Annotated in this window: 21 protein-coding genes, 1 riboswitch and 1 other annotated feature; of the genes, 13 read left to right on the top strand and 8 right to left on the bottom strand. The window is 48.4% G+C overall.

The window, feature by feature from the left end:
• Window positions 1-35: 35 nt before the first annotated feature.
• On the bottom strand, window positions 36-251 hold the full coding sequence (locus JZI27_RS05105) for a hypothetical protein (protein ID WP_122909213.1): 216 nt from the start codon (window positions 249-251) through the stop codon (window positions 36-38).
• 421 nt (window positions 252-672) lie between these two features.
• Between JZI27_RS05105 and JZI27_RS05100 the strand changes: the two genes are divergently transcribed.
• Entirely contained in the window at window positions 673-1014 is a 342-nt protein-coding gene (locus JZI27_RS05100) for a hypothetical protein (protein WP_122909214.1), read from the top strand.
• Window positions 1015-1114: 100 nt separating this feature from the next.
• Here the strand turns inward: JZI27_RS05100 and JZI27_RS05095 are convergent, their stop codons facing one another.
• Window positions 1115-1486, bottom strand: coding sequence for a winged helix-turn-helix transcriptional regulator (locus tag JZI27_RS05095; RefSeq protein WP_122909215.1), 372 nt, complete (start codon window positions 1484-1486; stop codon window positions 1115-1117).
• Between the two features lie 146 nt (window positions 1487-1632).
• Between JZI27_RS05095 and JZI27_RS05090 the strand changes: the two genes are divergently transcribed.
• The gene (locus JZI27_RS05090) at window positions 1633-2154 is read left to right on the top strand and encodes a DJ-1/PfpI family protein (protein WP_280206960.1); all 522 of its coding nucleotides are present in this window, start codon (window positions 1633-1635) and stop codon (window positions 2152-2154) included.
• 16 nt (window positions 2155-2170) lie between these two features.
• On the opposite strand, the gene JZI27_RS05085 is transcribed toward JZI27_RS05090, so the two are convergent.
• Window positions 2171-2818, bottom strand: coding sequence for a hypothetical protein (locus tag JZI27_RS05085; protein ID WP_251244309.1), 648 nt, complete (start codon window positions 2816-2818; stop codon window positions 2171-2173).
• On the bottom strand, window positions 2815-3612 hold the full coding sequence (locus tag JZI27_RS05080) for an eCIS core domain-containing protein (RefSeq protein ID WP_280206959.1): 798 nt from the start codon (window positions 3610-3612) through the stop codon (window positions 2815-2817). Before JZI27_RS05080 ends, JZI27_RS05085 begins: the two co-directional genes overlap by 4 nt.
• Window positions 3613-3744: 132 nt before the next feature.
• Window positions 3745-4014 (top strand) — a binding site (T-box leader).
• 83 nt (window positions 4015-4097) lie between these two features.
• Here JZI27_RS05080 and ilvA point away from each other — a divergent pair.
• From ilvA to JZI27_RS05065, 3 genes are all read left to right on the top strand, one after another.
• On the top strand, window positions 4098-5345 hold the full coding sequence (ilvA, locus tag JZI27_RS05075; RefSeq protein ID WP_280206958.1) for a threonine ammonia-lyase IlvA: 1248 nt from the start codon (window positions 4098-4100) through the stop codon (window positions 5343-5345).
• Window positions 5346-5528: 183 nt separating this feature from the next.
• The gene (gene yhfH, locus JZI27_RS05070; RefSeq protein WP_122909219.1) at window positions 5529-5690 is read left to right on the top strand and encodes a protein YhfH; all 162 of its coding nucleotides are present in this window, start codon (window positions 5529-5531) and stop codon (window positions 5688-5690) included.
• 190 nt (window positions 5691-5880) lie between these two features.
• The gene (locus JZI27_RS05065) at window positions 5881-6408 is read left to right on the top strand and encodes an ankyrin repeat domain-containing protein (RefSeq protein ID WP_122909220.1); all 528 of its coding nucleotides are present in this window, start codon (window positions 5881-5883) and stop codon (window positions 6406-6408) included.
• A gap of 93 nt (window positions 6409-6501) precedes the next feature.
• Here the strand turns inward: JZI27_RS05065 and JZI27_RS05060 are convergent, their stop codons facing one another.
• On the bottom strand, window positions 6502-6816 hold the full coding sequence (locus tag JZI27_RS05060; protein ID WP_183185020.1) for a hypothetical protein: 315 nt from the start codon (window positions 6814-6816) through the stop codon (window positions 6502-6504).
• A 147-nt stretch (window positions 6817-6963) separates the two neighbouring features.
• On the opposite strand from JZI27_RS05060, the gene JZI27_RS05055 reads away from it, so the two are divergent.
• The 5 genes from JZI27_RS05055 (at window position 6964) to JZI27_RS05035 (ending at window position 12120) form a co-directional block, all read left to right on the top strand.
• Window positions 6964-7521, top strand: a complete 558-nt coding sequence (locus tag JZI27_RS05055) for a hypothetical protein (RefSeq protein WP_122909221.1) — start codon at window positions 6964-6966, stop codon at window positions 7519-7521.
• A 96-nt stretch (window positions 7522-7617) separates the two neighbouring features.
• A complete protein-coding gene (locus tag JZI27_RS05050) occupies window positions 7618-8190 on the top strand; it encodes a biotin transporter BioY (protein WP_122909222.1) in 573 nt (190 codons plus the stop codon).
• Window positions 8191-8308: 118 nt separating this feature from the next.
• Window positions 8309-9655, top strand: a complete 1347-nt coding sequence (locus tag JZI27_RS05045) for a cytochrome P450 (RefSeq protein ID WP_122909223.1) — start codon at window positions 8309-8311, stop codon at window positions 9653-9655.
• A gap of 247 nt (window positions 9656-9902) precedes the next feature.
• A complete protein-coding gene (locus JZI27_RS05040; RefSeq protein ID WP_280206957.1) occupies window positions 9903-10439 on the top strand; it encodes an RNA polymerase sigma factor in 537 nt (178 codons plus the stop codon).
• Window positions 10420-12120, top strand: a complete 1701-nt coding sequence (locus JZI27_RS05035) for a YcdB/YcdC domain-containing protein (protein ID WP_280206956.1) — start codon at window positions 10420-10422, stop codon at window positions 12118-12120. Before JZI27_RS05040 ends, JZI27_RS05035 begins: the two co-directional genes overlap by 20 nt.
• 208 nt (window positions 12121-12328) lie before the next feature.
• On the opposite strand, the gene JZI27_RS05030 is transcribed toward JZI27_RS05035, so the two are convergent.
• The 3 genes from JZI27_RS05030 to JZI27_RS05020 all read right to left on the bottom strand — a co-directional run bounded on the left by JZI27_RS05030 (window position 12329) and on the right by JZI27_RS05020 (window position 15170).
• Complete coding sequence (locus JZI27_RS05030; RefSeq protein ID WP_122909226.1) at window positions 12329-13708, bottom strand: sensor histidine kinase; 1380 nt, start codon at window positions 13706-13708, stop codon at window positions 12329-12331.
• Window positions 13709-14428, bottom strand: a complete 720-nt coding sequence (locus JZI27_RS05025; protein ID WP_122909227.1) for a response regulator transcription factor — start codon at window positions 14426-14428, stop codon at window positions 13709-13711. It lies immediately after the preceding gene.
• Window positions 14429-14642: 214 nt separating this feature from the next.
• Window positions 14643-15170 (bottom strand): C40 family peptidase, encoded by a 528-nt coding sequence (locus tag JZI27_RS05020; RefSeq protein WP_122909228.1) that lies wholly within the window; start codon window positions 15168-15170, stop codon window positions 14643-14645.
• Window positions 15171-15174: 4 nt separating this feature from the next.
• Window positions 15175-15313: riboswitch (cyclic di-AMP (ydaO/yuaA leader) on the bottom strand.
• 317 nt (window positions 15314-15630) lie between these two features.
• Here JZI27_RS05020 and JZI27_RS05015 point away from each other — a divergent pair.
• From JZI27_RS05015 to JZI27_RS05005, 3 genes are all read left to right on the top strand, one after another.
• Entirely contained in the window at window positions 15631-16041 is a 411-nt protein-coding gene (locus JZI27_RS05015; RefSeq protein ID WP_122909229.1) for a LiaF transmembrane domain-containing protein, read from the top strand.
• Window positions 16042-16173: 132 nt separating this feature from the next.
• Window positions 16174-16887, top strand: a complete 714-nt coding sequence (locus tag JZI27_RS05010) for a PspA/IM30 family protein (protein WP_122909230.1) — start codon at window positions 16174-16176, stop codon at window positions 16885-16887.
• A 96-nt stretch (window positions 16888-16983) separates the two neighbouring features.
• Entirely contained in the window at window positions 16984-17541 is a 558-nt protein-coding gene (locus JZI27_RS05005; RefSeq protein WP_122909231.1) for a class I SAM-dependent methyltransferase, read from the top strand.
• Window positions 17542-17547 lie beyond the last annotated feature (6 nt).

Raw genomic sequence — 17547 nt, 5'->3', positions numbered from 1 at the left:
TTGAGTAGGTCGTCGGAGAAAAAGCTGTGGCTACATTACTTGTAGTAAGAGGTGGTCAGAGGGATGATAAATCCACTGTCATGCTCTTTTTTCAAGTTGATCGCAATGTTTTTCACACCAGTGATATCGACTTCGATTGTTTGCATGCCGTCACCTGACGAGAGCGATTCGATGGTTTTCAGAGTTGCATGGGTATCGTTGTCGGAAATCCGGATATCCTTGATCTCTGTTCCGAGTGCGGCTATTTGCAAGTACAGCTTCTGATACTTGCCATTCGGGGTGAAGGCGGTATATTCAATATTCGTACCGGCCGGGCTGATGAGTACTTCAGTGTAGGTTTTGCCCCCGAAGGTCGTATCGCTTGGATCCTTCGAATACAGGGTATTGTTATAATCCTCTTGATTTCCTGCAGGTGCGAGTTAGCCAATGCCCCAACACCCATCCCGCCAGTCGTTAGCAGAAACGACAGCTTCTTCAGTATCAACATCCCCTTCGTAATTTTTTGTTTTTTCAGACAAAGGAGACTATAACATAGGCAATTACGCATGAGCAAATGACTTTCGAATCAATTTCATCGAAGTTAATAGCTTCACAAATAATGGCAACTTCCTCAGTGAACTCCTTTTTGATATAATGGTGCGGAAGAAATGGATGAGGGAGTTGTGACGCTAGATGCAAGAGCTATTTGAAAAAATGAAAGAATATCTCAATATGGATACAGAGATTTCCTTCAATGAGTTTGACGGTTATTATAAAAAGGTGGTTGCGTTCTTGAACGACGAGTGGACTGAACTCAATCAGGATGACACGATGCACATGCTGTTCATCCTCGATAATCTCAAGTCCAATGGCGAGGACCGTGCAAAGCGCAAGGAAAAGGAAGCGAAAAAATACGCAAAAATGGCGCAACGTACCGAAATCTGGGCAAATGCGCTTATCAAACGCTTGCGTGATGAGGGTCTGAACGATGAAGAGATCGGCAAACGTTACGAAGCTATTTACGAAACGGTATAGGATCGCCCTATAGAAAAACGGGTTCCGTTTGGAGTGATTTACTCGAAAAGGGACCCGTTTTTGCGTGCTTTGAGGCAACCAGGGTGTGACTGTGAAACACCTAAGACATATGTGCCTTGAGTGTCTGCATGCGATTCTTGCCCCACTCATACATCATTTCCACGATCGGCAAAAGCGTCATTCCTAGCTCGGTCATGGAATATTCTACTTTGGGAGGGACTTCGGGATAGACTTCTCGATGAACAATGCCGTCCTCGATCAGCTCGCGGAGCTGGTTCGTGAGCATCTTGTGCGAGATTTTCGGGAAAAGCCGTTGCAAATCGCTGAAACGATGTGGTCCTTCCACACCGAGATGCCACAGGATGACAACTTTCCATTTACCGCTGATGACGGACATGGTGAGTTCCTTTTCACAGTTGTAATCGCCATTTTGTATTTTTTCTCTGATTTCTTTTCGTAGTGTATCTGACATGGAATCCATACGCCTCCTCTACCGATAGTAACATTTTTGTAACCTCCGTACAAAAAGGTGCATACTTCACGGGGCTGCAAGCAGGAGATAGAATGTGTGTAGGTTTTCAAAAACGAAGCTATTCGCTTACTGGGAGGGCTTTTCATATGAGTAAAAAAGCATTGCTGATCATTCCGCCGGATCGATTCAACGAGGATGAATTGAATCATCCAAAAGCAGAGCTGGAGCAAGCGGGAATTCAGGTAACCGTCGCCAGCACCAAAACGGGTGAAATCACGGGTGACAATGCAGGGAAAGCAAATGCAGAAGTGTTTTTCTCTGATGTCAGTGCTACGGATTACGATGTCGTGGCCGTGATCGGTGGATCGGGTACGATTGATTACTTGTGGGGCAATCAGGAGCTTCTTTCCTATCTAAAGGAAGCCTATGAGCATAACGTTCTTGTATCTGGTATTTGCGCGGGTTCCGTTGTGGTAGCGAAAACCGGCTTGCTCACAGGCCGCCAGGGTACCTGCTATCCTGTCGATGTGATGATCAACGAGCTTGCTGCCAACGAAGTCGAGTACGTGAAGCAGCATGTAGTGGCGCATGATGACATTATTACCAGCGATGGTCCAGATGGTGCCAGAGAGTTTGGGCAAAGTCTGGTCAAGGCGTTGCAACAATAAGGTCGAAATGAAGAAGTTAAACGAAAAGCCTTCGGATGTTGACTCCGAAGGCTTTTTGGCGGGATTGCTGGTATCTCGCTGCGAACAATCGGGGCTTTTTCAGCTCTTTATCCTCGCGCATCTCATCGTCGGAACTGAAATCGTCGTGCTCGATTTCCGACATGTTGTCGTAAATTCCTTGTTCATCTTCATCGAGATCATCGTAATCCAACTCTTCATCGATGACATCCTGAAAGCGGGCAACCTGCCGTCTGCCTTCGTCTGCACTCGCGATAAATCGGAAGGATTGCAAGAAATCGTCGAAGGTAATCTCTTCATTAATAACTTGTCGCAGGAGTGCGCGGAAAATTTTCCCCGCTCCTTGCTTGCGCCATTCTTCAGCCAGATAGACTGTCGTATTCAGCATGGCAGCGGCACGATGTTGGAGGTCGGTCGTCAGTTCAGTAGTATCGTTATCGAGAAGTGCTTGCGCCAAAACGGCATCATCACTATCATCATTGGTTCCATTCCGAAGACCGGTAATAAACGACGTGTAGGTCGTGCCCAGCTTGGCATTGTTGTAATCTTCTTCTCTTGAGGTAATGTAAGGTGCGCCCCGGTTGTGTCTGGCGGCAACCGGCCCGAATTCCGTGTTGATGGACAGACTGGTTGTCTGCCCGGTCATCCAATTTTCATAGAAGGAATGTATACGACGGAGTTAGAAGTAGGAGGATCATAAGGTTTGACCACTAGATCACCGTGAACGTATCCTACTTCTTCGTATAAGTCACCGGTCCTGGATAATTGATACAACTGCTTGCCTGAAGAAGACAGTTCTCCGGTTAACGTTTTCAGATTGAGCTTGCCGGCTGCTGTCCCCTGAACCGATGCCCAGACTCCTTGTATGGGTCTGATCGCTGGTTGTGAAGAGGGAGCGAGGAGTGGCGAGAATGGATCATCTGGATTCGCTTTGCCCAATCTCAGTGCTTGTGCCCCCATCTGGTCGGCTTCCTTTTCCAGGCTGACCTCATCGTTGATCTGAATGTCTGATTTCATCTGTACGGTGGGTTTTACGCGCCCCTGCATCAGTTGGACGACGTGCCACCCTTCGTGGGGAAGATGATGCTCCTGGCCAGGTCCGAGATGAATGTCGGTGCCTTGGGCATAAGCCAGTGCCCCGATCTGTTTGGGCTTGTCCGACTGATAGTGGACTTTTACATCCGACATATCCAGACCAGAAAGGTTTTCCAGTCCAGTCTTGAGCGCATCAGGCAACCCGGTCTCATTCTTTTTGGGCTGAAGCACCTGATCCTGTTTTTTGTCTTTCATCAGCTGGAGTACAGCCTGATTGCCAATGCTTTTTTGGAGCTGCATGACCCGATCGGGCAAGGTGCTGTGTGATGATGAACTTGATAAAATCTGCTGTTTGGTGTTTGGCTCGCGGGTTGGATGGTTTGATTCGGGGCTATAGCTTTTCAATAAAGACACCACCGATAGAAGAATAGAGTACATATTCGCAGTTTTTCCAACTGTTTTCCTGCATGTGGAGCAGAAGATTGACAACTTGCTGGTTTACCCGTAGAATGTTTTACTAATTCGAATAGTTCGTATTGGATAGCGTAGAAAAGGAAGAGTAAAAACAGAGAGCAGCGTGCAGAGAGCCGTCCACATGCTGAAAGGATGGCCGCCAGCCTGTTTTGAAAATCACCTTGGAGCTGTGTCCTGGAAAGGCCGGGAAAATGCATCTTATTTCTGACCCGTGTAAAGGACAACGGATTCGTCCCCGTTACAGGACGGGAGTTCCTCGTTGAACTTCTTAAGTCTGTTTTTCGTGAGGGAAACAGAATAGCTGAGTGGTACCGCGATGCTCTCGCCTCAGCCAGCCATGCGCCAAAAGCGCTGCTGGCGAGGAGGGAGCTTTATTTTATTTCGGATCGAGACACCTCGGAAGGAGCAACCCCTATATGAGTACAGTGAGAGTGGAAGAGATCGTTGTCGCCAACCATGCGTTGAAGGACGTGGTGGAAAAAACGCCGTTGCAAAAAAACAAGCTGTTGTCCGAACGCTACGGGTGCAATGTCTATGTGAAAAGAGAAGACTTGCAGGTCGTCCGGTCGTTTAAAATCCGTGGAGCGTACCATTTCATTCGCAGTCTTTCGGCCGAGCAGCGGGCACGGGGTGTCGTCTGCGCCAGTGCGGGAAATCATGCGCAGGGAGTTGCTTTTTCCTGCAACCATCTGCAAATTCAGGGAACGATTTTCATGCCGACGACAACCCCGCGGCAAAAAATTACGCAGGTAAAGCTATTCGGCGGTTCTTATGTAGAAGTCGTGCTGGTAGGAGATACCTTTGACGATTCGTTCGCTGAAGCGATGAAATATTGTGTTCAGGAAGATCGGACATTCGTGCATCCTTTTGATGATCCGTTGGTGGTAGCCGGCCAAGGGACGGTTGGTTTGGAAATCATGAACGACATGGAGGAGGCGGTTGATTTTGTCTTCATGGGGATTGGTGGTGGAGGATTGGCTGCCGGGATCGGGACGTATGTAAAAGGAATCAGTCCGCACACGCGTATCGTTGGGGTAGAGCCAGCAGGAGCGTCTTCCATGCAGGCAGCGCTGGAAAAAGACGATCTGGTGACGCTGGACGAAATCGACAAGTTCGTGGACGGAGCAGCGGTAAAGCAGGTCGGACAGCTGACGATGGAGATTTGCAAGGAAGTGCTCGATGATATCGTGCCGGTGCCAGAAGGCAAGGTGTGTACGACGATTTTGGAGCTGTATAACAGCAGCGCCATTGTAGTAGAGCCTGCAGGTGCTCTGTCTATCGCTGCTCTGGATTATTACCGTGACCAAATCGTAGGCAAGAATGTCGTCTGCGTGATCAGCGGAGGCAACAACGACATTGATCGCATGCAAGAGATCAAGGAGCGTTCCCTGCTGTTTGAAGGATTGAAGCACTACTTTATTCTCAACTTTCCACAACGTGCGGGAGCCTTGCGTGAATTTATGGAAAAGGTTCTCGGCCCTCACGATGATATTACGCGCTTTGAATATACGAAAAAAACCAATAAGGAAAACGGACCTGCTCTGGTGGGAATCGAGCTGAAATGCCAGGATGACTACGAGCCGCTCATCAACAGAATGAAGCAGCACGGGGTAGGCTATGTGGAGATTACACATGATCCGTATCTGTTTAACCTATTGATATAAGGCGGTTGTGTTACAACAGATGTTGAATTTGCAAAAATGTATGAATACAGCGAAAACAGGAGCAATCGGTAGAAAAACGGAGCAGAATTTCAATAATCCGCCATAATGTATTATAACAAACTTTTATAAAACAGATGCTGTTGTATTACAATACAGTTAACAACAGCTCTGGAGGGAATAATCATGACACCGATCACTACCTTTTTTCGCAATCTCGAAGCAAAATGCTGCGCGTCTTGCGGCAAGGTGATTTCTGAGCAGGCTGAATCCTATGCGACGGAGTGCTTCTCCTGCCAGGATCAAGCGACAGCTGACTCTTACAAGCACTACTACAAAAAGAACTAATCAGGCTACGATGATACAGCTGCTATAACAGGCATACCGCTAGGGAAGAATCCGGCGCGTATGCTTTTTTGTTTTGCAGGAAAATGCCGATTTTCTCCAGAAGAGTAAGGGGCGACCTCCAGATCGATTTCGTTAAAAAAGGTGATTTTCGAGAAGGCTGTCACAGAAAAAACAGAGGAGGGATTTCACTGTGAGCATAGCAGCGGTAATTCAAGCTGCGTTTGAAGCAGCACAATCCGGAAAAAAAGATCAGCTGGGGTCACTGTTACAGGAGCATCCATCGCTGGCAAATGCGGAAAATGAAAATGGCCTCACTCTATTGGGGTATGCGGCGCATTTTGGCCACCCTGAAGCCGTACAGATACTGCTCCGATCCGGAGCAGATGTCAATGCACGCTCCCATTCCAAGATTTCCTTTATCCCGTCCAACACGGCGTTGCATGCGGCGATTGCCGGAGAGCGAAATCTCGCCGTTATCCGTCTGTTATTGGAGAATGGGGCGAGGACGGATCTGTTCGATAGTAATGGCCATACCTGCTTGCATTCAGCCGCATTCCACGATGACCAGGAAGAACTCATTACGCTATTGCTGAAGCATGGTGCGCAGGTCAACGCTAGACAGGAAGGAAGGGAATCGGCTTTGGAGCTTGCCGTCGCTCAGGGCAACGATCGAGTTGCGCAGCTTTTACGTGAGCATGCCGCTGAGTCTGTGGAATAACGTATAGAAACGTCGCTCGGGATTCACCTGAGCGGCGTTTCTTTTTAACGTATAAACGAACCTATGAATTCTGGAGCGGGACAGGCCAGTGGTCTAGTTATTTGGGCGTGGTGCCCGCTTCTGATGTTCTGCTTGCTCCTTCACATAATCGATGAGGCCCAACTGAAAGCCTTCTTGCGTCAAGAGGCGCTGCGCTTCATAGGTCCCTGAGTAAAAGCTGAGTACGTTCGGATCGTTCTCCAGTACATGCCGACATGCATCATCAGCCGCCAGCTCCTGATACCATCCGGTCTGTTTGATCTGGGCTACCAGGTCTTCATAGGCAGGCTCTGGTTTTTTCCAGGGGTTCAGTCGATGGAGGATTTCTCCTGCAATCGCGACGAGGACGAGTATGGCAATTAAAAACATGGCAGTCACCTCAATGGTTGGATCATCTTCATGGTACCACTGTCGAGGGCTATAACGCTATGATCGAAGTGACATCCGCTTGCAAAAGAGCGTAAAACCGGGCATCCTAGACAGGAGAAGTCAGGGAGTGTGGAGGGAGAAAGGCAGATGTTTCATCCTTTAGTATTCGATAATATTCGGGTGGTCCTGGAAGGCGCGGTGTACGATCGTGATTTTGAAGGGGCGATCACCATTACAGGCCGATCCGACGTGATGGATATGGCTACCTTTCATCGATTGTTTCAAATCCATTTCGAGCTGGCGCAGATGGAGAGTCGCGAACAGGCTGTATGTGCCCAGATGCAGCTTCGGACCGGGCTGGCTGACATCGCTGCTGAACAGCTGGAGCAGCCGTTGACGGACCATATCGGTTGTACGATTTGCATCCATTTTCATCTCGTCATTCGTGAGGTGCAGGAAGATGTGAAGGCGATAGCTACGATACTCAATGACATTTGGGGTAGCCGTCCCTATATAACTCAGACCGTGTCGGCGCGTTTGGGCGAGCATCGCGTAGAGTGGCCGCCGCAGCAGTATGACAATCGAGTGACGTTGGATTTTCATCGCAAAATTGACGAAGGTAACATCGACGACCTGCGGGATTTGATCGAGCATACGGTACAATCTCTCCGTCAACTGCAGATTTTTTGCGACACGAAAAAATAAAGGCAAGCAGGGCATTTACATTTCTTCCGATCCATACTATTATTTTGTTAACTGATTTTATATTTTAGTTAACAAATAATTTGGAGGAAGAACTCTATGAGAAATGAACGTCTGCGTTGGCTGCTCTTATCTGCGATTTTTGCAGCAGTCACGGCTGTCTTGTCACAGCTCACCATTCCCTTGCCGATGATCCCAATTACGGGACAGACGTTAGCGGTCGGGTTAACGGCTACAATCCTGGGAAGCCGATATGGGACCTTGGCGATCCTGATCTATATTTTGCTGGGAGCTGTCGGAATGCCTGTCTTTTCGGGAGCGAGTGGCGGTTTCCAGGTTCTCGTAGGCAAGACTGGCGGCTATATTACCGGATTTATTCTTACCGCTTATGTGACAGGGCTCATTATGGAAAAAACGCGCTTTACCTATGTTACTGCCATCCTTGCAAATCTCGTCGGTATGGTCATTACGCTGATTTTCGGTACTGTCCAACTGAAATACGTGCTCGATATCCCGTGGGAGCAGGCGATTGCCTTTGGGGTGACTCCGTTCCTGATGGTAGGTGTGATCAAAGCTGTACTGGCTTCCCTGATCGGCATCAAAGTAAGGGAGAGGCTGATTGCCAACAGGCTGTTGCTTCCTCGCAGCTCTTCTGGAATCGCGCAGCCGTAAGTGTTTTCCTTCTAAAATAAAAGTCGTCCTCAAGAGGGACGGCTTTTTTCGTATAAACTCCATGGTCTGCCGGATACTATGGGGAAACATCCCAAGTGTGGCATTGAAGGAGGACAAGATGAACGAAACCGTTGCTGGCCCAAAGGGACTTCCGTTATCCGGCAATATCCTGGCTTTTCGACGTGATACACTGCAATTTATCCGCGATGCGGCAAAGGAATACGGCGACGTCGCGCACTTTCGTTTTGGGCCAAAACGTCATATCTACATGCTGAACAACCCCGATCAGATCAAAGAAGTGCTGGTCACCAAGCAAGCGCATTTTCGCAAAGCGAAAGGATTGCAGGTCGCGCGCGCAGTAGTAGGTGACGGTATTTTGACTAGTGAAGGAAAAAAACACATGCGGCAGCGAAGACTGATGCAGCCTGCGTTCCATCGAGATCGGATCGCAGGATATGGCGATGTGATGGTCCGTCAGGGTGTAGAGCTGATGAGCGAATGGAAAGACGGAGAAGTCCTTGATATCCATCATGATATGATGAAGGTTACACTCGCCATCATTACGGAAACCATGTTCGGAAAAACGGTCAAGGAGGGATCCGACAAGATTGCCCATGCGATCGATGTCGGTTTGAAATACGTCTCTTCCAAAGCCACTTCCTTTATCGACATTCCGCTTTCCGTCCCTACTCGCAGCAATCGTGAGTTCATCGAATCGAGTGAGGTGCTGGACAAGACGATTTACGCTTTGATTGAGGAGCGGCGTAAAAGCGGCGAGTCCGGACATACGGATTTATTGGCGATGCTGCTAGCTGCGCGGGATGAGGATGATGGACAAGGCATGACGGACGAGCAGGTACGCGATGAAGTCATGACGATCTTTGTCGCGGGTCATGAGACGACAGCCAACACGATGTCTTGGATTTTTTATTTGCTGGCCACTCATCCGGAGGCGGAGCAAAAGCTGCACGATGAACTGAAGGCAGTACTCGACGGCAGATTGCCCACTGTCGAAGATCTTCCCAAGCTTTCATATGCCAATCTGATCGTACAGGAGACACTGCGGCTTTATCCGGCGGCCTGGGTGATCAATCGGGAGGTGGTGGAAGAAGTGGAGATCGGCGGCCACACCTATGAGCCTGGTGACACGCTGATGATGAGTCAGTACGTCATGCATCGCATGGAAAAGTACTACGACGACCCGGATGCATTTCGCCCAGAGCGATTTGAGGGGGATTTGTTGAAGCGAATCCCGGCGTACGCCTATTTTCCATTCGGCGGGGGCCCGCGAGTCTGTATCGGCAACAACTTCGCGCTGATGGAGGCAGCTCTGCTGTTGGCCACCATTGCTCAGCAGTATAAGCTTCGCTTGGCAGAGCCAGAGAAACAGGTAGAGCCAGAGCCACTGGTTACCCTGCGTCCGAAGAATGGCTTGATGATGCGTTTGGAAAAACGAGGCTCATAAATGGGCAAGGATATGAAACACCGTTCTGCGAAAGCTCTTCGTGGATTCGGTGTTTTATATTTTTTTATACTATCGGAAAGTGTTGAGTGCGCTAAAGCGCTAAAAAGATTAGCGGAAGATAGTATAAGTGCAACTAAGGCTCCGCCAAAAGCTTGGCGTAGCCAAGTTTTCTAATGGAAAAAGGTGTAAGGGTAATTGGTGCATATCCGTCTATTATCATAGTGCAATTGATCGGGGGATGAGGATTTTGGATGGGAATCAGCAGGAAATCGAGACGTGGTTTACCTTGTACAGTAACGAGCTGTACAGCTTCCTGGTTTATTATCTCGGTCATCATGATGTGGAAGATCTCGTACAGGACGTGTTTATTAAAGCCATCCGAAAGCAAAGTCAGTTTTCTGGAAAGGCAACACGAAAGACGTGGCTTTTTAGCATTGCCAGAAATCATGCCATCGATCATCTACGTAAGGAACGGCTTAGAAAATGGGTCAAAGATCCCTTCATGCATGCTTTTTCCTCGAGTGAAAAGAGCGTAGAGGAGAGATATGTTCAAAAGGAAGAAATCAATCAGCTATACGAGGCGGTGTCACGTCTGAAGGTGTCGTATCGGGAGGTCGTGCTACTTTACGGAATTCAGGGCTTTTCGGCAGCTGAAACGGCCCAAGTCCTGAGGTGCTCAGAATCGAATGTCCATGTGACATTTTATCGTGCGAGAAAGCAGCTGCGCAAATGGTTAGAGGAAAATCAGGAGGGTGGTGGTTTCTTTGAATCATTCGTTAAATGACAACGAGGATATCCTTACGAGGCTCAGACAAGCGAGACGCTATCAGATGAATCAGAAGACTTCGGAGGAAATGCTGCAAAACCTAAAAGCTCAAGAGCAGATTTGGACACACCAGCAGCGAATGAAAGTTCGGCTCCAATGGCTGTTCAAGGGTGCCTTGACCTGCCTGGTACTTCTAGTTCCAGCCTATATCGTCTTGAAAGATCGTCCTGCCCAACAGGTAGAAATCGCCGGAAGTGAGCAGGTGGCGCACCAAGCTAAGAATGAACTGGTGAAATCCAGATTGGCTGTTCTATATCAATGGGTTCCGGAATTGCAACAATACGAGATCGAATCTGAAACCTTCGACGAGGTGTATAATCGCCGCCTAAAGCATGGTGAGAGCCAGCAGGCGGATATCAGAATTGATTCGAAAACGGGTGCCTTGCTCTGGTACCAGAACAATGGGAAGGGATTAGCTTCACACTCACAAAAGGCCATTTCAGAATCCCAAAAAGAGGGGATTGCCGCGACGTTTTTGCAAAGCATGATGGGCGAGGAGGGCTCGCGCTATCAGATGATCTCCAGGTCCTCGGAAATGGTGTATCAGCAGTTTCTGAATGGAATACCGTTGTTAGGCAGCGAAGTGGCGATTCGTGTCGATGAACGAGGAAAGGTTGTCCAATATTCCGCTTCGCATGGGGCGCTCGGTTTGCGGTTGTCTGACTTGATTGGACCTGATCAGGCAATCACTGCTGAACAGCTGCAAGCAACATTACGCGAGCAGATGCGACTTCGTTATATCGAAAATCTGGAGGCTGTAGATCCAGATACAGGGGAGATCACGCGGACAGGGCCAATGCTTGAGTACGCTCCAGCTGTTCGCTTTTCCGGTGCAGTGAGCTTGAATGCCGAATCGGGACAGATCATCTACACCTCCAATTACGATCGAGATACGAGTCGAGGCGTTTCTCCGATTCCAGTCAGTCCGCAAGAAAATAGTCCGCAGATCAAATCCAAGCAGGAAGCGGCCATATACTTCCGTCAAGCATGGGGGTTGCCTGTGGAGAGTGATATACAGATTATGGAGAAAGCTAGGGATAGAGGACCTCTCAAAGGCTATAAGATTTACAGCTGGGATGGAAGTGGCCGTTCGGCTATGTTAGCCGCAGATCCCGTCACCGGTAAAGTAGTTGAGTTGTCTCGGGAGCCGAAACGTGGCAATGGAAGACTCGCCCAAGAAGAAGCGCAGCGGGAGGCTGTCCGTTATTTGCAGATGTACATGGACCCTACCATTTCCGAGGTACAGGTGGCCCACACCAGCTACGAAAAGGTTCGGAACCTCTACACGTTTACTTTCATGGTGAGCTATGCTGGTATACCTGTAGTCAAGGAACCAGACCAAGACATCGCTTATCAGATTGCAGTCGATGGTACGACAGGCGAATTGCTAGCCTTTCGAAAAAACGCCGTACCGGATATGGCCAGCTTGCAAAAAAAACTTCCACTGAAAGAGGAAATCATCACGCCGGAGCAAGCGGTCACCCAATATGTAAAATACAACCCATTTTCGCTGGCGTATCGTCGTGAAGAAGGACGTCCTTCTCCAGTATTGGTGTATACCCAAGAGGATCAGCGAAATAAAGATTACCGGATCTTTATCGATGCACAGACCGGGAATGCATTCATGACCCGGCGGTAGAGAACAGAAAAATGAGTCACCCAACGAGTGTGGGTGGCTTATTTCATGAAAAAAGACAAAAAAAAGGCATCTAGTCACTTACGGTTTTGCCGCGTGTGTCAGATACCGGAACTGGGGGTTATTTATCACTGAAAGCAACATGCTTACGATGATTACTATAACAGTGAAAAATAAAGAAACAGTAAAATAAACATAAACTGAAATAAAATTAAGTGGTATAGAACGGAATGGTGAAGGAAAAGCTGCTTCCCACACCGAGTTCGCTGGCGACCGTGATATCACCACCGTGCCGTCGAACAATGCTTTGACAGATGTTCAGACCAAGTCCCGTACCACCGTGATCGCGATTGCGCGATTTCTCTACACGGTAGAATTTGGTGAAAATTTTTGTCTGATCTTCCGGAGCGATCCCTTCGCCCTTGTCGATGACGGAAAACAGCACATGTCCATCTCGCTGGTCACAGGTAATCAGAATGGAGCCGTCTGGTTTATTGTAGTAGATGGCATTGTTGATCAGATTTTCCATCACGCGCCGCAGCTTGGCCTCATCGGCTTCGATATGCAGCTCGTTGGAGACGCGCAGCTTCCATTGAAAGGAGAGTCCAGCATCCTTGATGCGTTCCAGATAGTCCTCGATGATCCCTTTCATGAATTGCTTCACATGGATGCGGCTAATTTTTAAACGGACCTCTGAGCTGTCCTTGCTGAAATCCTGCAATTCATCCAGCAGCTTTTCCAGATCGGAAGTTTTTTGCTCAATTTTTCGCATCTGTTTTTGTATGCGTTCCAGATCGGTCACACGACCAGAGCTGATATAGGAAGCGTAGCCTTTGATCGTGGTTAGTGGTGTGCGAAAATCATGAGCAATCGCAGAGATCAATTCCGACTGTCGCTCCTCTACGACACGCATATCATCGACCATATCTCCAAAGTATTGAAACAGCTGACCGAATTCGTCGTGCGAGCGGTAGGAGAAGGAGATCAGCCGCTTGCCATTGCGAATATCCTGTGTGACGCGTGTCAATTCATTGACAGGATGCAGAACCCAGCGTACGAATAGAGCGAGCAGTACTAATCCGACGAGCGTGATACTGCCGTAAATGAATCCGAGCATCATCGTGACACCCTTAGACTGCATGATGTCATATTCATCGGTGTAGAAGTAGATAACCGTCTCCCCTTCTCTGGGAGGCTCCATCTGAAAGTGATATTCGCCAACGATTTTGAGGGAACTGTTGCTTTCCTCATTGCGTGGTGAAGTGACTTTCGGTTGTTTCACATCATAGGCTTTCGAGGTTCGCGAATCGATCACGTTGCCTCTTGCGTCTTTTATCACAATCCTGTACATCAGGTCTTCCGGCAGATGCTTGTCCAGCTCCAGCCGTTCAGTCGGGTCCTTGAAGTAATGCGAGCGCAACAGCTGCATGAACCGCACCTTCTCGGCCGTGTCCTTTTCGTACTGGTACTGGTTGTGTCGATCTGTTTTCAGCTGCTCTACAATGATGTCTTCAAAGACAAATTTAAATAGCAGGACATTGAGGAGTATCAGTCCTATAAAAGAAAGAAACAGTTTGTTGCGTAAGCTCATCTAGAGCTTCTCCCCGATAAAGACATAACCCGTCCCCCACTGCGTTTTGATGAATTGGCGGTCTGTTTCCAGTTTTTCGCGCAGATTTTTAATGTGCACGGTCACGGTATTCAGGGAGCCGTACCCATAACCCCATACCCGATCATAGATTTGCTCGCGGGTAAAGACGATTCCGGCGTTTTCTGCAAGGAACGTCAGCAATTGAAACTCCTTTGTAGAGAGCTCAATTTTCTGTTCGCTCACGAAAACGGAGTACGTTTCTTTGTGAATCTCCAGTCCTTTGAATTTCAGGATCGTGATTGGGGACGAAGAAGCTTCTTTTTCCGGCTGTTCCTCGGTGTGCTTGCGAATCCGCTCGTAACGGCGCAGGTGAGCGCGAATGCGGGCAAGCAGCTCTTCTGTATCAAACGGCTTGGTGATGTAGTCGTCTGCGCCGATCTCGAAGCCGACTACCTTGTCTACAGCTTTGCCTTTTGCGCTCAAGAATAAAATAGGCAAATCCCACTCCCGGCGAATCTGGGAGCAAAGCTCGTAGCCGCTCATGTTCGGCATCATGATGTCGAGAAGGATCAGGTTTGGAATTTCTCCTCGCTTTAGCTGCATCAGGGCCTCGGCACCGTTCTCGGCAGAGGATACCTGAAAGCCCTCGTTTTCCAATATATCTTCCAGCAATTCTATGATTTCTTGATTATCATCCACAATAAGAATATGATCTTGCACAGGATATACCCCCAGTTACTTCTATATAATAGTGAGCATTTTTTTCAGTGGATACTCATGCCTATCATAACATGACTTGAAGCGTTTTCGAAAAAAATAAAGCATATTCTGACAAAGTCCAAAAAAATAGCGTCACATCTTGACACCTGGTACTAAATGGAGTCAGAAAAAGCCAGAGATCAAGATCCCTGGCTTACATGGTGTTGATGGATGTTTAGTTTTGCGGCAACGAAGCTGCTTGAACAGCCTTTTCTTTTTCCGGAGTTGCCGGTACTTCCTCTGCCTTTGCTTCCAGAACAGGTACGTTGACGCGCTTGGCACCTACGTAACGCTTGCTCCAGTAGTAAGGGTCGTTCAACTTGGTGTTGACGACGCCGCGGCCAGATTCAGAATGAACGAATTTTCCGTCTCCGATGTAGATGCCTACGTGAGAGATGCTGCGGCCGTTCGTGTTAAAAAAGACAAGATCGCCTGGTTGCAGATCCTTCTTATCAACAGCAGTACCAACCTTGTACTGGGCAGCAGAGCTCGCTGGCAATTCCACACCTAATTCCTTGAAGACATAGCCTGTGAAACCGGAGCAGTCAAATCCTTTTTTGGTCTTGCCGGAAGTTTTGTAAGGGACACCGTAGAGTTCACTGACAACATCTTGCAGCTTTGTTGTCTGCTCTTCCGCATGCGCAGCGCCGGCTCCCATCACAAGTAATCCAACAATCAGTAATGAAGCAAACAACTTGCGCAAAAGAACTGCTCCTCTCATGAGCCTACGAGGTTAGCTGAAGGGTTCGGTCGAAAGGACTCCCTAGACTGTCAAAGTGGACAGCCATTCACCCCAAATACATGGTTCCCCCGTTTCCGTCAAACGGAACTCGGCTATTTTCGATATTTTTTTACACGAGCACTCCTACGTATTCCATGCTCATCCGGAATCTCCTTTTATTATCCTGTTTGTTCACAATTTCGTCACAATTTATTGTCAGATGGTGTAACCAAATCCCTTCGACAGAACAGGGCCTGATTCGGTCTGGGTCTTTAGGGTTTGTCGATCGTGCTCGTCCGATTGAGGCAGGAATCAACATCCGTCCGAGGACGGAGGGAAAAACCAACCGCTCGCCCGTTATGGCAGGCAGGTGTCTGGGGCTAGAATAAAGGCATGAGGAAGACATCTGCATCAACAGATGTAGAGAGGAGGGAAACGCAAGATGGGAGAACGGTCTGGAAAGATTCTGCTCGGGCTGGTTCTACTGCTCATTGGTGGATTGGTTCTGTTAGATCAGATCGGCATCGACAGTGGTGATGTGATCGGACTGCTGATACCGGCAGTGATCATGATCTACGGAGCTCGAAAAATCATGGGAAGTTCAGGGTCTCGCTTCTGGGGCATACTGATTTTTCTGTTCGGGTTCCTGATGCTGATTGGAAAGCTGCATCTACTGTTTACCAGCCTTCTGGCGGTCGGGGTCATCTATCTGGGATACCGGCTGATTCGTTCCAAGGATGATGTTTCCAAGGAGGCACCACCTGAATGGGAACGGCAATGGGCGCGTCGAGTATTAAAAGAAGAAACGTTGGATCAATGGGAAAGCAGAGTGAACAAAACAAAACGGTCGTAACCAAAATCGCTTGCCCCTCTCTGCATGGGGAAAGGATATACGGCCAACACGGTTCATTCAAAAAAGCTAGTAGGGTTGAACGAAGTACTTTGGAAGACCATTCTGATGTGATATGATGAGGAGGAAAAGAGAATGAGTATTTTTAGACGATTGCGTGACCTGACTGTAGCTTCGGTGAATGATGCATTGGATTCTATGGAAGATCCAGTAGTCATGCTGAATCAATATATGCGAGATATGGAAGTGGAAATTGGCCAGGTTGAAGTGGCGGTAGCCCGTCAGGTGGCACTGGAAAAGAAATTCCGTCAGCAGTGGGAAGAAGCAAATGCCTTAGTAGAGAAAAGAGATCGTCAGGTGAAGCTGGCGCTCGCTGAGGGTGAGGATGAGCTTGCCCGTCGAGCTTTGGCGGACAAGAAGCAGTTTGAAGCACGCGCGTTGGAATACGAGCAGCTCTATCTGACCGCTTCTGAAGCGGCGACACAGATGAGAGAAAAACTGAACGAGCTGAAGGAAGAGTTCTACAAAATGCGTGCGAAAAGGTTCACGCTGATGGCACGTGCACAGGTAGCTCGTACGCAAAAACAGGTGAATCACGCAGTAGTTGGCATTGGTACACAGACTGCAGGGCGTGGATTTGCCCGCATGGAAGAAAAAGTGATCCGCATGGAAGCAGAAGCCCAAATGAGTGGGCAATGGCGCCAGCCAAGCTACGGACTGGAGAATGCACTGTCCGAGCTGGAAAAAGATGAGCTGGATGCGGAATTGGCGAGCATAAAGGCGGCAATGGTGGATAAGAAGGAAAAGACAGATAAGCCAGCACCAGCTGTTAAAGCTGATCAATCCTGATCTAAGAGACCGTTCCGCCGAACTAGATAAGAATAGATAGTGGCAATTAGGCAGCCTGTCTCATCAGGCTGCTTTTCCCCTAGGAGGTACGGATTCTTGGCAGACTTTTTGGCCTTTTTACGGCGTTTTATTGCTGAGCCTGGACAGGTCGGTAGCGTCATCCCCAGTTCTCGGTTTCTATGTGAGAACATGCTGAGTCAAATCAACTGGTCGACAACGGATGTCATTTTTGAATTGGGTCCAGGAACAGGCGCTTTTACGCAGACGATCTACCAAAATATAAGACCAGATACAAAATACTTGCTGGTGGAACGAGATCAACAGTTTCGTTCTATGCTCCATTCTCGGTTTCCCGATCTTCTCATTCGGGAGGAAGCGACGAAGCTTCGTGAGTATCTGGAAGAATTGAACCTTCCCCAAGTAGACGTGATTGTTTCCGGTTTGCCATTTGCGAATTTCCCGCCAGAACAGCGCGCAGCTGTTTTGGATCAGGTTCAATCTGTACTCGCACCTGATGGCATGTTCATTACGTTTCAATATTCATTACAACTTCAGGCTGAACTGCAGGCACGTTTTTCTAGGGTCGAGACAGATTTCACCCTGTTCAATATTCCCCCTGCCTTTATTTATACTTGTCGCAATACATGTAAGTGAAACAAT

The sequence above is a fragment of the Brevibacillus sp. AY1 genome (assembly GCF_029870785.1).
Taxonomy (GTDB): domain Bacteria; phylum Bacillota; class Bacilli; order Brevibacillales; family Brevibacillaceae; genus Brevibacillus; species Brevibacillus invocatus.
The sequence above is the reverse complement of the archived record's forward strand: the minus strand, read 5'-3'. Positions and strand labels throughout refer to the sequence as shown.

What these genes read in the sequence shown, in the direction of transcription:
- ilvA (WP_280206958.1), top strand. Translation starts at nt 4,098, where the DNA reads ATGAGTACAGTGAGAGTGGAAGAGATCGTTGTCGCCAACCATGCGTTG.
- JZI27_RS05010 (WP_122909230.1), top strand. Translation starts at nt 16,174, where the DNA reads ATGAGTATTTTTAGACGATTGCGTGACCTGACTGTAGCTTCGGTGAAT.
- JZI27_RS05015 (WP_122909229.1), top strand. Translation starts at nt 15,631, where the DNA reads ATGGGAGAACGGTCTGGAAAGATTCTGCTCGGGCTGGTTCTACTGCTC.
- JZI27_RS05090 (WP_280206960.1), top strand. Translation starts at nt 1,633, where the DNA reads ATGAGTAAAAAAGCATTGCTGATCATTCCGCCGGATCGATTCAACGAG.
- JZI27_RS05055 (WP_122909221.1), top strand. Translation starts at nt 6,964, where the DNA reads ATGTTTCATCCTTTAGTATTCGATAATATTCGGGTGGTCCTGGAAGGC.
- JZI27_RS05045 (WP_122909223.1), top strand. Translation starts at nt 8,309, where the DNA reads ATGAACGAAACCGTTGCTGGCCCAAAGGGACTTCCGTTATCCGGCAAT.
- JZI27_RS05050 (WP_122909222.1), top strand. Translation starts at nt 7,618, where the DNA reads ATGAGAAATGAACGTCTGCGTTGGCTGCTCTTATCTGCGATTTTTGCA.
- JZI27_RS05100 (WP_122909214.1), top strand. Translation starts at nt 673, where the DNA reads ATGCAAGAGCTATTTGAAAAAATGAAAGAATATCTCAATATGGATACA.
- yhfH (WP_122909219.1), top strand. Translation starts at nt 5,529, where the DNA reads ATGACACCGATCACTACCTTTTTTCGCAATCTCGAAGCAAAATGCTGC.
- JZI27_RS05085 (WP_251244309.1), bottom strand. Translation starts at nt 2,818, where the DNA reads ATGACCGGGCAGACAACCAGTCTGTCCATCAACACGGAATTCGGGCCG.
- JZI27_RS05060 (WP_183185020.1), bottom strand. Translation starts at nt 6,816, where the DNA reads ATGTTTTTAATTGCCATACTCGTCCTCGTCGCGATTGCAGGAGAAATC.
- JZI27_RS05030 (WP_122909226.1), bottom strand. Translation starts at nt 13,708, where the DNA reads ATGAGCTTACGCAACAAACTGTTTCTTTCTTTTATAGGACTGATACTC.
- JZI27_RS05095 (WP_122909215.1), bottom strand. Translation starts at nt 1,486, where the DNA reads ATGTCAGATACACTACGAAAAGAAATCAGAGAAAAAATACAAAATGGC.